Annotated in this window: 13 protein-coding genes; 10 read left to right on the top strand and 3 right to left on the bottom strand. The window is 35.6% G+C overall.

The genetic code is table 11. From position 1 onward, the window contains the following. Window positions 1–234 precede the first annotated feature (234 nt). The 5 genes from tnpB to EPK97_RS07525 all read left to right on the top strand — a co-directional run bounded on the left by tnpB (window position 235) and on the right by EPK97_RS07525 (window position 7,458). Complete coding sequence (gene tnpB / locus EPK97_RS07545) at window positions 235–1,356, top strand: IS200/IS605 family element RNA-guided endonuclease TnpB (RefSeq protein WP_162036019.1); 1,122 nt, start codon at window positions 235–237, stop codon at window positions 1,354–1,356. 200 nt (window positions 1,357–1,556) lie between these two features. Next, window positions 1,557–2,621 carry a D-xylose ABC transporter substrate-binding protein gene (gene xylF, locus EPK97_RS07540; protein ID WP_162036018.1) on the top strand — a complete coding sequence of 355 codons (1,065 nt, stop codon included), beginning with the start codon at window positions 1,557–1,559 and terminating at the stop codon, window positions 2,619–2,621. A 250-nt stretch (window positions 2,622–2,871) separates the two neighbouring features. Beyond that, window positions 2,872–4,389, top strand: a complete 1,518-nt coding sequence (locus tag EPK97_RS07535; protein ID WP_162036017.1) for a xylose ABC transporter ATP-binding protein — start codon at window positions 2,872–2,874, stop codon at window positions 4,387–4,389. Between the two features lies 1 nt (window position 4,390). After that, window positions 4,391–5,566 carry a sugar ABC transporter permease gene (locus tag EPK97_RS07530; RefSeq protein ID WP_162036016.1) on the top strand — a complete coding sequence of 392 codons (1,176 nt, stop codon included), beginning with the start codon at window positions 4,391–4,393 and terminating at the stop codon, window positions 5,564–5,566. Between the two features lie 1,022 nt (window positions 5,567–6,588). Further along, window positions 6,589–7,458 (top strand): DMT family transporter, encoded by an 870-nt coding sequence (locus EPK97_RS07525; protein ID WP_162036366.1) that lies wholly within the window; start codon window positions 6,589–6,591, stop codon window positions 7,456–7,458. 11 nt (window positions 7,459–7,469) lie between these two features. On the opposite strand, the gene EPK97_RS07520 is transcribed toward EPK97_RS07525, so the two are convergent. Genes EPK97_RS07520 through EPK97_RS07510 form a run of 3 tightly spaced genes read right to left on the bottom strand, consistent with a single transcriptional unit; the run spans window position 7,470 to window position 9,898 of the window. Then, window positions 7,470–8,402 (bottom strand): DMT family transporter, encoded by a 933-nt coding sequence (locus EPK97_RS07520; protein ID WP_162036015.1) that lies wholly within the window; start codon window positions 8,400–8,402, stop codon window positions 7,470–7,472. A gap of 24 nt (window positions 8,403–8,426) precedes the next feature. Beyond that, window positions 8,427–9,698, bottom strand: coding sequence for an APC family permease (locus tag EPK97_RS07515; RefSeq protein WP_162036014.1), 1,272 nt, complete (start codon window positions 9,696–9,698; stop codon window positions 8,427–8,429). A 17-nt stretch (window positions 9,699–9,715) separates the two neighbouring features. After that, window positions 9,716–9,898 carry a hypothetical protein gene (locus EPK97_RS07510; protein ID WP_162036013.1) on the bottom strand — a complete coding sequence of 61 codons (183 nt, stop codon included), beginning with the start codon at window positions 9,896–9,898 and terminating at the stop codon, window positions 9,716–9,718. A 240-nt stretch (window positions 9,899–10,138) separates the two neighbouring features. On the opposite strand from EPK97_RS07510, the gene EPK97_RS07505 reads away from it, so the two are divergent. From EPK97_RS07505 to EPK97_RS07485, 5 genes are all read left to right on the top strand, one after another. Next, entirely contained in the window at window positions 10,139–11,062 is a 924-nt protein-coding gene (locus EPK97_RS07505) for a LysR family transcriptional regulator (protein WP_162036012.1), read from the top strand. A 75-nt stretch (window positions 11,063–11,137) separates the two neighbouring features. After that, the gene (locus EPK97_RS07500) at window positions 11,138–12,259 is read left to right on the top strand and encodes a deoxyribonuclease IV (RefSeq protein WP_162036011.1); all 1,122 of its coding nucleotides are present in this window, start codon (window positions 11,138–11,140) and stop codon (window positions 12,257–12,259) included. Between the two features lie 3 nt (window positions 12,260–12,262). Continuing rightward, window positions 12,263–13,162, top strand: coding sequence for a formyltetrahydrofolate deformylase (purU, locus tag EPK97_RS07495; RefSeq protein ID WP_162036010.1), 900 nt, complete (start codon window positions 12,263–12,265; stop codon window positions 13,160–13,162). A 306-nt stretch (window positions 13,163–13,468) separates the two neighbouring features. Then, complete coding sequence (gene tkt, locus EPK97_RS07490; RefSeq protein WP_240903729.1) at window positions 13,469–15,484, top strand: transketolase; 2,016 nt, start codon at window positions 13,469–13,471, stop codon at window positions 15,482–15,484. A 183-nt stretch (window positions 15,485–15,667) separates the two neighbouring features. Further along, the gene (locus EPK97_RS07485) at window positions 15,668–16,120 is read left to right on the top strand and encodes a GNAT family N-acetyltransferase (RefSeq protein ID WP_162036008.1); all 453 of its coding nucleotides are present in this window, start codon (window positions 15,668–15,670) and stop codon (window positions 16,118–16,120) included. Window positions 16,121–16,174 lie beyond the last annotated feature (54 nt).

Raw genomic sequence — 16,174 nt, 5'->3', positions numbered from 1 at the left:
ACGATATAGGATAGAAAACATATTTTTGCAAAAAACACTAGTTTGGTTAGTTTATTAAAAAACTTCCATATTAGTGTTTTTTTTATCTATTCCTAGCAGAAGACCTCCAACTTCAAACTGAAACAATGTGAAACGAATGAAAGTTAAGTGGGGGTTGAATGCACCTGCATAATCGAACAAATGTTTGTAACTATGTCAATTTTGTTGTAAAATGAAACTAAGAGAGGTGAGGAAATGTTAGTCAATAAAGCCTATAAATTTCGCATCTATCCTACAAAGAAACAAGAAAATCTAATCCATAAAACGATGGGTTGCAGTCGTTTTTTGTTTAATCGTTTCTTAGGTTTGTGGAATGATACATATAAAGAAACGGGAAAAGGCTTATCGTATGGAACATGCTCCTCTGAATTACCCAAACTAAAGAGAGAATTCATGTGGTTAAAAGAAGTGGATAGCATTGCTTTGCAATCTTCACTTCGTCATCTATCAGATTCTTTTGACCGTTTCTTCAAAAAGCAAAATGATGCTCCAAAGTTTAAATCGAAGAAGAATAAAGTTCAATCTTATACCACGAAGCATACCAACGGAAATATTGCCATCATCAATAACAAACTCAAACTACCTAAACTCGGTCTCGTTAAGTACGCTAAAAGTCGTGAAATAGACGGTAGAATTATCAATGCTACGGTAAGACGTAATCCGAGTGGGAAATATTTTGTTTCTATTCTTGCTGAAGTAGAAATTCATCCCCTACATAAAACAAATTCCTCCATAGGAATTGATGTTGGATTAAAACAGTTTGCTATCCTTTCGGATGGCACTACATATACTAATCTTAAGTTCTTTAGAAGCTTAGAAAAAAAGTTAGCTGAAGCTCAGCGCATTCTTTCTAGACGTACAAAAGGCAGTTCAAACTGGAATAAGCAACGAGTGAAAGTGGCGTGTATCCAAGAGAAAATATCCAATGCTAGAAATGATTATTTGCAAAAAATTTCAACCGAAGTTGTCAAAAACCACGACATTATCGGGTTAGAAGACTTGCAAGTAAAAAACATGCTCAAAAACGGAAATCTAGCAAAAGCAATAACGGAAGTCTCTTGGGCAAAGTTTCGTGCGATGCTTGAATATAAAGCGAAATGGTATGGCAAATATGTGATTATTGTATCTAAAACATTCGCTTCAAGCCAACTTTGTTCTCATTGCGGATACAAAAACAAAGACGTTAAGAATCTTAATTTGCGAGAATGGGAATGCCCATCATGCCATACTCATCATGATCGAGATATTAACGCAGGACTTAATCTAAGAAACGAAGCCATTCGTCTCTTAACCGTAGGAACTACGGGGATAGCCTAATCCATTAGAGACCATTAGGTTTCTGTACCTAGGAATCCTCCACATCAAACGTAAAGCGTTAAGTGGTGGGAGAGTTCAAAGGGTGAACATAAAAAAGTGCTGTATATACCAATAAAGTACAGACGATTATATCTCACAAAGAATATATTTCTTGGTAGTCTTATTATTGTAAATACTTATATTAAAAAGGAGAGGTACAAATGAACACAAAATTCAAAAAGTTTGGGGTTTTATTACTAGCGTTAGTATTTGTATTTTCATTAGCTGCGTGTGGTAATAGTGATGAAGGAACTGACACTGGAAGTAATGACAGTGGTAATGATGCAAGTGACGATAAGATTGTAATCGGTTTCTCTATGGATACATTACAAGAAGAGCGTTGGCAAAGAGACCGTGACTTCTTTGTTGAAAAAGCAGAAGAGTTAGGTGCAGAAGTATTAGTACAATCAGCAAACAGTGACGATGCAAAGCAAATTTCTCAAGCTGAAAACTTAATTAGCCAAGGGGTAGACGTTTTAGTCGTAGTTCCTCATTCAGCTAAAGCAGCAGCGGCAATTGTTGAAAAAGCACATGAAGCTGGAATCAAAGTTTTATCGTATGACCGTTTAATTAAAGAAGCTGATGTAGATTTATATGTTTCTTTTGATAACGAACGTGTAGGTGAAATGCAAGCTACTGCAATCGTAGAAGCTGCACCAACTGGTAACTATGTACTTATCGAAGGTGCTGAGACAGATAACAATGCACACTTATTTAAACAAGGACAAATGAACATTCTTCAACCTTTAGTTGATAAAGGTGATATTACGATCGTGTATGAGCAATTCACAGAAGGTTGGGACCCTGCGAATGCATTAGCAAATATGGAAAATGCTTTAACTAAAAACGAAAACAACATTGATGCAGTCGTTGCTGCTAATGATGGTACAGCGGGTGGTGTTATCCAAGCACTTGATCAACAAGGATTAGCGGGACAAATCCCTGTATCTGGTCAAGATGCTGAACTTGCTGGAATTCAAAGAATTGTTGAAGGTACACAAACAATGACTGTTTATAAACCAATCAAAGATTTAGCTTACAATTCTGCTCAATTAGCAATTGACTTAGCAAATGGTAAAACTCCTGAAACGGATAAAGTTGTAAACAATGACTTTAAAGATGTTCCATCTATTCTTTTAGATCCAATTCCAGTTAGCCAAGATAACATTGATGAAACTGTTATTGCTGATGGATTCCACTCTCAAGAGGATGTATACGGAGAATAATCAATGTTTAGTTTAGCGGGGAAAATGAAGGACTTGCTCCTTTAGTTCCCCCCCTTTTTTAGAGGATAGGAAAGTTTAGATTCTATCCTCAAAAAAAGGCATGAATTGAATTTAATAAAAGATTTTACTTAATTACTCCAATACAAGCTTTTTACTCATAGAGGTTGTTCAAAAAGTTCACTCGCACAATTTTCTCGGTGCTGAAAATCGAACTTTTTGAACATGTACTATAGCAGGGGGGAGAACAAAAATGACAATTGCATTAGAAATGAAACAAATCACCAAAGAATTTCCTGGTGTAAAAGCTTTGGACCAAGTGACATTTAAAGTGAATAAAGGAGAAGTACACGCATTGTGTGGTGAGAACGGTGCAGGTAAATCAACCTTAATGAAAGTATTAAGTGGGTTATATCCTGAGGGAACCTATGAAGGTGAAATCCTTGTGGATGGGGATAATAAAGCTTTTACGAATATTAGAGATGCAGAAGAAGCTGGGATTGCTATTATTTATCAGGAATTGGCTTTGGTAAGAGGTATGACGGTAGCAGAAAACTTATTTTTAGGAAATGAACCTCAAAAACTTGGAGTCATCCAATGGGACTATGTCTATAGTGAAACGGAAAAATGGTTAGCTGAAGTAGGATTAGCGGGAATTAAACCGGATCAAATTACTGGAACACTAGGAATTGGTCAGCAGCAATTAATTGAAATTGCAAAGGCGTTATCAAAAGATGCAAAAATTTTAATATTAGACGAGCCTACGGCTGCACTTACAGAAAAAGAAGTTGAGATCCTATTAAACATATTAAGAGAGTTTAAAAAGCGCGGAGTAACTTGCATTTATATTTCTCATAAGTTAAACGAAGTTTTTGATATAGCAGACTCCATTACGATATTACGTGACGGGCAAACGGTAGCAACACATGACACGGCTGAAATTGATGAAGATAAGGTGATTTCATTAATGGTTGGACGTGAATTAACAGAAAGATTCCCACGTGTTGAAGCCAATCCTGGAGATATTGTTTTATCTGTTAAAAACTATTCAGTGAAAGATCCAGATCAAGCAGGTAAAAATCTAATTGATAATGTGTCCTTTGAAGTACGTAAGGGAGAAATACTAGGGATTTCTGGTCTGATGGGTGCTGGACGTACGGAGCTAGTGATGAGTTTATTTGGTACCTATGCTGGTTTAACTAGTGGTGAAGTTGAAATTGATGGTGAGAAAGTCAAGATTAAAAATACCGAACATGCGATTAAAAAGGGACTTGCGTTAGTTTCAGAGGATCGAAAAAAATATGGACTGGTGCTGGGGATGAGTATCCAAAATAACATCACTTTACCAAGCTTGAAATGGATTTCACCATATGGTGTGATTAGTGAAAACGAAGAGATCAAACATTCAAAACTATATCATCAGTCATTACGAATTAAAGCTCCATCTGTAGAAAGTATAGTAGGAAACTTAAGTGGTGGAAATCAACAGAAGGTTGTCCTTGGTAAATGGTTAATGACAGAACCAAAAGTATTAATTGTGGATGAACCTACACGTGGTATTGATGTTGGTGCTAAGTTTGAAATTTATAATATTATGAATGAACTAATCAAAAAAGGTGTGGCTATTATAATGATCTCATCCGAACTACCAGAAGTATTGGGGATTAGCCATCGTGTTTTAGTATTAAATGAAGGACAACTAACGGGTGAGTTTGATTACAAAGATGCAACGCAAGAGAAAATTATGGTAGCAGCTACGGGAGGTAAGTAAAATGAATACAAATACTACACAGTCATTGGAAAAGAAACAAAAAATACAATGGATCAAATTTGATCTTAGAGCTTATACGATGATCGCTGCTTTAGTTTTGATTTGGATATTGTTCACGTTTCTTAGTGGTGGTAGTTTCATAGAACCAAGAAATTTATCTAATTTATTTAATCAAATGTCAGTTACATCTGTATTAGCAGTCGGAATGGTATTAATCATTGTTGCAGGACATATTGATTTGTCTGTTGGTTCATTGGTTGGTTTAACAGGTGGAGTGGCCGCCATTTTAAATTCAACTTATGACTGGAATGCCGTTGTTGTGTTTATTGTAACCATCGCTTTTGGTGCATTAATTGGATTATGGCAAGGTTGGTGGGTTGCTTATCGTGCTGTACCAGCTTTTATCGTAACCCTTGGTGGGATGCTCATATTTAGAGGACTATTGTTAGGAATTAGTAATAGTCAGACGATCTCTGGTTTATCAGATGGATTTAAATTAGTAGGTACGGGGTATGTTCCTGCAGGTTGGGGACTATTAATCGGGATTTTGGCGATTGGTGTGTTTGCCTTACTATTAGTTATGAAAAGAGTTTCTCGTAAGAAATTTGGTTTTGATATCGAACCCATGGTGCTTAGCTTATTCAAAATCGTTTTAGTTTCTATAATAGTCCTTACTTTTGTATTAGCTATGAATAGTTATAAAGGGATACCGATTCCAATTTTCGTTGTTATTTTCTTAGCTGTTATCTTTACGTTTATTGCTAAAAATACGGTATATGGAAGACAGATTTATGCGATAGGTGGTAATCCAGAAGCAGCTCGTTTATCAGGAATTAACATTAAAAGAAGAACAGTGATGTTATTCGTATTAGGAAATACGTTGGCTGCCATTGCAGGTATTTTATTAACAGCTAGGGTTGGATCTGCAACTGTTAATGCTGGTAACATGTATGAGTTGGATGCCATCGCTGCCGCTGTTATTGGTGGAACGAGTTTATTAGGTGGAGCAGGTACCATCTCAGGAGCTATTATCGGTGCATTAGTTATGGCTAGTTTAGATAATGGTATGAGTTTAATGAGTGTTGAAACGTTCTGGCAATATATCGTTAAGGGTGGTATTTTGATCCTAGCGGTATGGATGGATATTTATAGTAGACAAAGAAAAAATAAAGGGTAAGGCAAACCTACAAAAGTGAAGCAGTTCTTCAGCAGCTTACGCAGAAGATTTTTACCGGGTTCAAGCAAAAACATCTCCCAAAAATAAAAAGTGATTTCAAAGTAGCCTTGAGGAAAAACAAAAGTGAGATGAAACTATGTAGCGTAAGCCAATTACTTTTGTAAGCGGAGACCGGAAACATCCCCAAAAAGTGAAGTAATTTCCCAGCTTAGGATGAGCTGGTATCGATGTTGTCAGTTTCTGGATGAGCTGATGCAGATGTTTCACATGGACGTGAAATAATCTTAATCTGCCCACAAGGACATGGTCGACTTATTACTTTTCGGGGATGTATCTTCCATAAATGAAGATGGAGCGACAGAGGGAATCGCTTCATCTTCTATTTTTTTCTATAAATGTCACAAAAGTGACTTAATGTTTAGTCCATATTAAACAGGAGTTTGTTTCATCACTAACCACATGCAGTGGTTGGTTTTTGAAATTGCCGAATGTACTGATTTTGCTGTTATTATATGAACACAAATAAATCATTGCCCATAAGAAATATAATGTAATACAATAATAAGAAGAGTTTTTTTGAAAATTTCTTTTTAGAATGCGGTCAGACAGACTCATCCCCATTTTGAAGCATCTCTGATGAAAAAAATGGAATAGCGGGATTTTTTGGTCTTATATAGTCTTTTGTTGATATATATTTAAAATAGCGGGAATCGGTGGTCTTATTTTTATGATTTTCGCTAGTTTTGATGTAATTTCTGATCAATTCCCCGATTTAAGACCACAAAATACCTCTATCTTTCTGAATATATAAAATTCAGCAATATAAGACCATAAATTCCCTTTATTTCTACAAATATAAACCGGAGTAGCATAGAGGATACGGAAAAACCACTGAAAGAAAGTTTTGCTTAAATGAAATCATTTAATATGAATACAGTTAATATTAATATAACTGGATTCACATCATAAGGTAGGTGTTACCATTGAGTAATAGTTTGCAACATCCTAAAAAATCACTAGCTATGATCAGTATGGGTCTGGCAATGGCTATTTTTGGTTCAATCGGATTTATAGCTGCACAAACTGGACTTCAGGCTTTTGAGTTAGTTTTTGTTCGTTGTGTTTGTGCTTCTTTATTTTTAGGTGCTTTCTGGTTATTATCCGGTAAATTCAAAAATGAAAACTGGAATAAACGAGAAGTGAAACGTGTTTTATTATGTGGAGTAATACTCGTATCTAACTGGGTTTTCCTTTTTAAAGCATTTGAAATGATGCCAATTACTGTTGCCATCTCAATCTATTATCTAGCACCCGTTATCGTTTTATTGTTGGGAAGTTTTCTTTATAGAGAAAAGCTAACATGGTTAGCGATTATTTCTATTTTGATATGTTTTATCGGTACGATGTTAATATCCGGTTTAGGAACGGATACCCCGTTTCAACAATTACTCTCATCAGGACTTATCTTACCTTTTTTAGCAGCTATTTTATACGCTCTGTTAACACTTCTCAGTAAAGGTATTCATCAGTTATCTCCCTATGCTGTGACCGTGATTCAAACATCACTTGGTGCCATCTTGTTATTCCCTTTAGTTAGTTTTAGTGCTTTTTCTGGACTTCAGATTAATCATTGGATTGCGATTACGATTATTGGTGTCATACATACAGGTGTGGTGTATTTTTTGTTTTTTAGAAGTGTAAGATTCCTTCCAACAAGACTCATTTCAGCATTGGTCTTTTTAGATCCAATAGTGGCCATATTATTAGATACAATGATTATTGGTTTTCGTCCTAGTATATTGCAAATACTTGGGTTACTCCTTACTTTTGGGGGGATGGTGATTATATTAGTTCGGAGTAATCCGATTAAATCATCAACTGAAGCTAGTTAGTTTATTTCCAATCATATTTTTGACGCTCCGTTTATTTTCTGTTGTCTCAACGTTCGAACATCAACAACCTTACTCGTTTGCTTTTTAGTTGATATGAATACTCCACCAAGTACTAAAACAAGTCCCGCCAATAAGCTCCATTTCACTTCTTCATTAAGCAGTGTATATCCCCATATGATGGCAGTAGCTGGTATAAGATAAGTGACCATCGTGGCAAACTCAGCGCTCCCTCTTTGAACCAAATAATAATAGAGAATGTAGGCAATACCTGATCCAAATACACCCAAACCAATTAACACAGATATATTCGTCCACGAAGCTAGGTGGGATATCGAAATGGATTCAAAGGTTAGAGCAACACTTCCGCTGCTAAGTGTGACGATGAACAAAGTACAGAAGGTGATCTGATACATGGACAACTCCGTCAGCAGGCGCATAGACAATTGAGATCCAAACGCATAACAAATCGAAGCCACGATCATACATACAAATCCCAACAAATCTACTGAAATCATAGTAACAGGATTCACATCAAGTAATATCATCAGACCGAATAAACCTATTCCGATTCCTAACCATTGGTAGCGATTGGTTGTCGCACGGAAAAATGCAATACCTACTACGATGGTCCACAGTGGAGTTGTAGCATTTAACACAGATGCCATGCTGCTAGATATTCTAGTTTCACTAAATGCTATGATTGCCCACGGAATTGTTGTATTGATTAAGGCTATGATCGTTAAAGGAAACCAAGGCATTTTTTGAAGCTCGAAAGGTTTACGCAAAACGAGCATAATGGTCACAATGGTAATGAATCCGAAGGAAGATCTGAGAAAAACAATCGTCCATGGACCAAAATCTTCGAGTAATATTTTCATAAAGTAAAAAGATCCACCCCAAATGAGGCTCAGTAAAATAAATACTAAAAAGAGTATGCGGGGCATTTTAATTCCTACTTTCTATATTATTTAGTCCACCATTAAAAGATCTTTTCCACTATCCTTACGGGACTCATTCGTGTTAGATTTGATCTGTTTATAAACGAAACCTACCGTTAATATAGCTATACAAACCAAAACAATAGGTGATGAGAATGATAAAAATACAAATAATACGAGCAACATCAAAGCTATAGCTGTTTTCACTATCTTTTGGTTGAATAGTTTGATTGCAGCTAACATGGTGACAAACACATTACTAATAAAAAAACCATCTGCAATAGCGATAATTTGTGTTACATTGATCCAATCACAAAAGATCAGGATAAAAACAAAGATATGAAAACAGCTTAAAGCAATAATCCCGCCTAAAGGGACATTGGTTTTTGTTCGATAGCTTAACCTCTTAGGTAAAATACCTTCCTCTGCCATAGACCGAATTAATCTAGCTGTCCCCCCAATAAATAAGATGATGGAGGACAAACATAAACCAGGTGCAATGATTCCCATAATCAGTCCAGTCAAACCTCCAAATATAGGAGTTAAAATACTTGCAACGGTCATTTTTGAAGCACCAGAAATACTATGTATATCTGACCATTGTATAGAAGCAGCTACTATTAAAAATACAATCGTAATGATCAGTGCACTGAAACCAATCGCTTTTGGTATCGTCGAGCGTACATCTCTAACTTCACTACTGTAATTTCCAATCACTTCCCAACCCACAATCGTCCAAAACAACAATAACAAACTAAATCCAAATGATGAGAGATCAAAGCTTGTAGTAAATAGTTCTGCTTTAGGATATTGAATTAAAGAGGTTAATCCGCCTGAAAACAACAATAATGCTGCTACAGAAGATAAAACAAAAGCAATTTTACCAATGAATGAAACGTTCAGTAGTAAAATCAAAATCGTAATTCCCATTAAAAGAACAGCGATCCACTTTGTTGATAAGAACCCATCAAATTGAAGAAATTGAGCAGCGGTCATTAGTACAGCGATGGGTCCAAAACATACAGCTCCTATTAAAAAGAAGGAGGTTAAATATTTTATATATTTTCCAAACACATCCTCAACGGCTTGTGTTACTCCAGAATCACCGGGAAATTTCACACTCAAAGTACCAAATAAAAAAGCAAAAAACCAATTAATTAATATGATTGCAATCCATGAAAATATGGCATAATCTCCTGCAACATCATAGATGATCGGAGGTAATAAGATAATACCTGATCCCAAAATAGGTCCAATGATGAGACCGCTTAATTGGACTGCATTTAGTTTTTTTTCAAACATTGTAATCACTCCTAAAATTAACATTCACAGCTTGTTAATTCTTTTACTTTGGTTTTCCTGAATAACTTATATTTAAGCTTTTGAATCATTTTTTCTTGAAAAAATGATTTGTACTTCAAACCATCCTCTTGTACTAATTTTTTCATTTCATCCCTTTTCGATTTAGACAACTTTTTAATTTCATATTCGTTTAATAACATGATGTTATCCCCCTCTTTTTTTAATCAAGAAAAATTGATTTATGAATTTGAGATGGACTCTATACTGTTGAAAATCCCTATTCTCTACATTTCATATTTCAATGCGAATCAGTAGCATAACTACTACTTTATTCTTTTAACCACTAAATTAATCTCGTTGAATACACATTACCATAGACACAACTATCAACGTTAGCTATAATTATTGATAGTAACTATCGAAAAAGGTGATGATTAAAAATGGATATAGATGTTTATCGTACTTTTATCGAAGTCGTAAAATGGAAAAACTATACGAAAGCCGCAGACCAGTTAGGTTATGCACAATCCAGTGTGACTACACAAATAAAAAAAATTGAAGCTGCTTATGGGGTTCGGATTTTTGAGAGAATGGGAAGGATGATGCAGCTGACACAATCAGGTGAACACTTGTATCAATATGCTATAAAATTAGTCTCATTAGAGGATGAAGCAAGGGAACGTCTCACTTCTAAAACAGAATTAAACGGATCATTGTGTATCGGTACAGTAGAATCGTATACCACATTTGAATTAGTGAAATACTTTCAACAATTTAATATAAAACACCCTCAAATCAAATTATCAATAGAATCTAACATCTGCTCTGAATTGTATCAAAAAGTAGTAGACGGAACCTATGATATCGCGTTTGTGATGGATCAAATTTTACATCATGATGATTTGGATAAAGTGATTATTAGAAAGGAAGAAATGGTGGTAGTAGGGCACAGTCGTCATCCGTTAGCACAAAAACAGAGAGTAACTGTTAAGGATTTTCGGGATGAGACGATTGTATTTACAGAAAAAGGATGTTCATATCGTATGCTGCTGGAGCAGGCATTAAAAAGAGAAGGTGTAAGTTACTGTTCATCACTTGAATTTAATGGGATTGAAATTATAAAAAGATGTGTCATTTCCGGATTGGGAATCTCTTTATTACCCAAAATAACAGTAGAGAAGGAACTAGATGATGGTAGTTTATCTCTTATCCCTTTAGATGAACCAAGCATTGAAGTTTATGTTCAACTCGTTGTTCACAAGAAAAAATGGATGTCACCTGCCCTTAAGGAATTCATTCAATTGTTAAATCTTCGATACTTTGATGAATTGCGACAAAGGGACAATAAGAGTACAATAAGTTAATAATAGAAATAGTTTAATATACGATAAAAAGGTTGTTTGTATTTTATAATAAAATAGATTTAGGAGAAGATAAATATGTTAAAAATTGGATCTCATGTTTCATTTTCTAGTAAAGGGTTATTAAATGCAGCAGAGGAAGCAGAAACTTATGGTTCATCTACTTTTATGATCTATACGGGAGCTCCTCAAAATACGAGAAGAAAACCGATTGAAGAGCAATTTATAGAAGAAGGCAAACAATTAATGGGGAAAAACGATATTCATGAGATTGTTGTTCATGCACCTTACATCATAAATTTAGGCTCTTATAAATCAAATACGTTTCAATTAGCTGTTGATTTTCTACAGGAAGAAATGAAAAGAACGGATTATTTAGGCGTTAAAAATATCGTACTTCATCCCGGGGCATATACGGATAAAGATGCAGAATACGGAATTTCACGAATAGCTGAAGGATTAAATGAAGTTCTTGAAGGTACAAAAGAAACGAACGTAAATATCGCATTAGAAACGATGGCTGGAAAAGGAACTGAAATTGGGAGAAGTTTTGAAGAACTTGCCTCTATTATAGATAAAGTACAAAGTAATGAACGATTAACAGTATGCTTTGACACATGTCACGTTCATGATGCAGGTTATGACCTTGTAAATGATCTTGATGGAGTTTTAGAGCAATTTGATAAGATTGTTGGATTAGATCGCATCGCTGTATTACATTTGAACGATAGTAAAAACCCTCGTGGAGCAGGAAAAGATCGTCATGCCCCAGTAGGTTCAGGGTTTATTGGATTTAATGCGATGAACAACATCGTTCATCATGAAAAATTAAAACATCTTCCAATGATTTTAGAAACACCATGGATCGGTAAAGATAAAAAATCTCAAAGACCGATGTACGAAGCAGAGATTGCTTTACTTAAAGGAGATTTAGAAGATCGATTTGGATCTGAGTTTCTTGAAGATGTTGAAAAAATAAATCACTTTTTTAATAAAAATTCTATAAATCAAAGAGAATTTATACTAAACACATGGGAAATGTTAAAAAGTGATGCAAAATTAAGAAAACAAGATCCTCGTGAGCCGATGGAACGATTGTATGATCAAATGATGGAAGCGAAGGTGCTTTCAGATTTATCTGAAGAGCAGATCAATCAACGTTTAACCGTTAGTTTTGCAAAAGAAGGAGCGTCATCTTAAAACATGAAACCACTGACACCTAATTTGAATAAATGGTCAGATAAAACAAGTGAAAATAGAGCTCGTATGTTAATCTCATGTCCAGATCGACCTGGTATTGTAGCAACCGTATCCAAGTTTTTGCATCAACATGAAGCAAATATCGTTCAATCTGATCAGTACACGATGGATCCTGAGGGTGGAATGTTCTTTATTCGAATTGAATTTGATTTGCCTGATTTAGAGTCTAAGCTAAATGCATTAAAAGAGGATTTTGCCATGGTTGCAAATGAATTTCAAATGAATTGGAGAATAAGTTTGGCTCACAAGAAACAAAAGTTAGCTATTTTTGTTTCAAAAGAAGACCATTGTTTACTCGAATTGTTATGGCAATGGCAAGCAGGAGATTTATATGCGGATATTAAGATGGTGGTAAGTAACCACGATGATATGAGGGAGCTAGTAGAATCTTTTGGGATTCCATATTATCATATTCCTGTGACAGCTGACACCAAAGCTGAAGCTGAGGCAAAACAGCTTGAAGTGACAGAAGGAAAAGTAGATGCGATTATTCTAGCGAGATATATGCAAATCATTTCACATAAGTTCCTTCAAGTTTTTCAAAATAGAATTATTAACATACATCATTCCTTTTTGCCAGCATTTGTAGGTGGGAAGCCTTACGCTCAGGCTTTTAACAGAGGTGTAAAAATCATAGGGGCGACTGCTCACTATGTGACAGAAGAGCTTGATGGAGGTCCGATTATTGAACAAGACGTACAAAGAGTAAGTCATAGAGATTCCGTGGATGAGCTGAAACGAATTGGTAGACATATTGAAAGAATTGTTTTAGCAAGAGCTGTTTCTTGGCATGTTGAGGATCGAATTTTAGTCCATGAAAATAAAACGGTAGTATTTAATTAGAGATTGGACCTGGACTAATAGTCTGCAAAAATTCAACAATATTACTTTATCAATTTAAAGTGGAAGAGATAGTTTTCAAGTGTTACAATTAATTTTATCTTTGATTGTTATTTGTACTGAAAAATGGGGATTAATAACGAATGTAACTAGATTTGTACATAATCCAAAGATACAATCTTAGTGAATGAAGATTCCAATGCAATTCTTACATTCAAAAAAGGTATTTTAAACCAAATATTTTACAGAGGTAGTAATTACTTATTCATTAAACTAAACATTTAAATTGAAATTTAGGAGGTTTTTATGATGGGTCAAATATCAAATATAGAAGCGTTAAGTGTAAATACAATACGTACTTTAGCAATTGATGCAATTGAAAAAGCAAATTCAGGACATCCGGGTATGCCAATGGGAGCAGCACCGATGGCTTATGAATTATGGGCAAAATTTATGCAGCACAATCCAGATAATCCGCAGTGGATCAATCGAGATCGTTTTGTACTTTCCGCAGGTCATGGATCTATGTTATTGTACAGCTTACTTCATTTAAGCGGATATGATCTTCCAATGGAGGAAATTAAGAACTTCCGTCAGTGGGGCAGTAAAACACCTGGGCATCCAGAGTTTGGGCATACAGCAGGTGTAGATGCTACAACAGGTCCACTAGGACAAGGTGTAGCGATGGCAGTAGGTATGGCAATTGCAGAAACTCATCTTGCAGCAACTTACAACAAGGATGATTTTAATGTGATCGATCATTTCACTTATGCCATTTGTGGTGATGGTGATTTAATGGAAGGGATCTCTAGTGAAGCAGCTTCTCTAGCTGGACATTTAAAATTAGGAAAGCTTATCATGTTGTATGATTCCAACGATATTTCTTTAGATGGAGATCTTGATCTTTCTTTCTCTGAAGGTGTGACAGCTCGTTTTGAAGGTCATGGCTGGCAGGTGTTACGTGTTGAGGATGGTAATGATTTAGCAGAAATTAATCAAGCGATCTCTCAAGCGAAAGCGGAGTTAAATAAACCAACGATTATTGAAGTAAAAACAGTGATCGGTTTTGGTAGTCCAAACAAACAAGGTAAAGGTGGTAAGGTTGGACCTCATGGTTCTCCATTAGGTGCAGATGAAGTTGTACTTACGAAAGAAGCTTACGGATGGCCGAATGAACCCGATTTCCATGTGCCTGACGAAGTAAGAGAGCACTTTGCTTCACTTAAAAATAATGGCATAGAATCGGAAAAAGCATGGAACAACATGTTTACCAACTATAAACAACAATTTCCACAGTTGGCACAGCAGTTCGAACAGGCAGTGAATAATGAACTACCCGAAGGTTGGGATGCAGATCTACCATCCTATACTCCTGAAGATAAAGCCATTGCATCACGCGTAGCTTCTGGAAATGCTTTAAATGCATTAGCTAACAAAGTGCCGACAATATTTGGGGGTTCAGCCGATTTAGAGTCTTCTACAAATACGCATATGAAAGATCTTGGAGTGTATACGCCAGCAGATTATAGTGGAAGAAATATTTATTATGGTGTTCGTGAATTTGCGATGGCAGCTGCAATGAATGGAGTTTTGTTACATGGTGGAGTTAGACCATATGGCGGAACATTCTTCGTATTCTCAGATTATCTTCGTCCTGCTGTTCGTTTAGCAGCTCTAATGAACTTGCCAGCGATTTATGTATTAACACATGATAGTATTGCAGTAGGAGAAGATGGACCGACACATGAGCCTATCGAACAACTCCCTGCATTAAGAGTCATTCCTAACTTGACTGTTATTCGTCCAGCAGATGGAAACGAAACAAGTTCGGCTTGGCGTTATGCAATTGAAAATACAGGTGCTCCAGTGGCATTAGTGTTAACTCGTCAAAACCTTCCTCAATTAGCAGGAACTAAAAATGCTAATGAAGATTTAACTCGAGGAGCATACGTTGTATCCGATGCAGCGGATGGAAATGCACAAGCACAAATTATAGCTACAGGTTCGGAAGTTGCTTTAGCTGTAGAAGCCCAAAAAGCTTTAGCGGAACAAGGAATTCAAGTACGTGTAATCAGCATGCCTAGCTGGGAGTTATTCGAAAAACAGGATCAATCATATAAAGATTCTGTAATCTTACCAAATGTAAAAGCTCGTTTAGCAATTGAAATGGCACAACCGCTTGGGTGGGAACGTTATACAGGTGATCAAGGTGATATACTTGGCATTGATATCTTCGGTGCTTCTGCTCCTGGGCCAAAAGTGATAGAGGAATACGGATTCACAGTAGAAAATGTCGTTTCAAAAGTGAAGGCATTGTTGAATTAAATTGAATTCAGACTAGTGTAAGTAAATTAAAATAACAGGCAAACTGGAACTTAAACATTCTAGCTGCCTGTTTTTTTACAAAATTCGAATTTATATATTTTCTCTCAGAAAATCGTATCAATGAAACAATAAAGTTATTCTCTATTTTGTTGGTTTTATCTTTATAATCGAGGTGAAAATATGATGATTAAAAAAATCGATATTTCCAAAGAAGAAGTTGCAAAACAAGTCTTAAATATACAAATCCCTTCCTACAAAATAGAAGCAGAGATCATAGATTTTTATGATATTCCGCCTCTTAAGGATAACGTACAAACGCTACAAAAGTGTGATGAGGTTTTTTTTGGATATTATGAAGGTATGGAATTAGCCGGTGCTATTTCATATGAAATTGAAGCCTCAATCCTTACAATCTGTCGCATGATCGTCCATCCAGATTATTTTCGCAGGGGGATAGCATCTGCATTAATAACTTATCTTTTTGACTTGAACTTGGATGTAAAAAAAATGATTGTATCTACAGGGCGTGATAATGATCCTGCCAAAAAACTTTATCGAAAACATGGTTTTATTGAAGTAGCTGATATTGAACTAGTTGAAGATGTGTTTATAACAAAACTTCAAAGAATAATTTGATTTATTCCTGTAACAAATTCATGAATTACGACAGAAGGTGACATATTAGTCTTG

Source organism: Chengkuizengella sediminis (genome assembly GCF_010078385.1).
GTDB classification, from domain to species: domain Bacteria; phylum Bacillota; class Bacilli; order Paenibacillales; family KCTC-33759; genus Chengkuizengella; species Chengkuizengella sediminis.
Note: the sequence above shows the minus strand (reverse complement) of the source record. Positions and strands in the feature narration are given on the sequence as shown.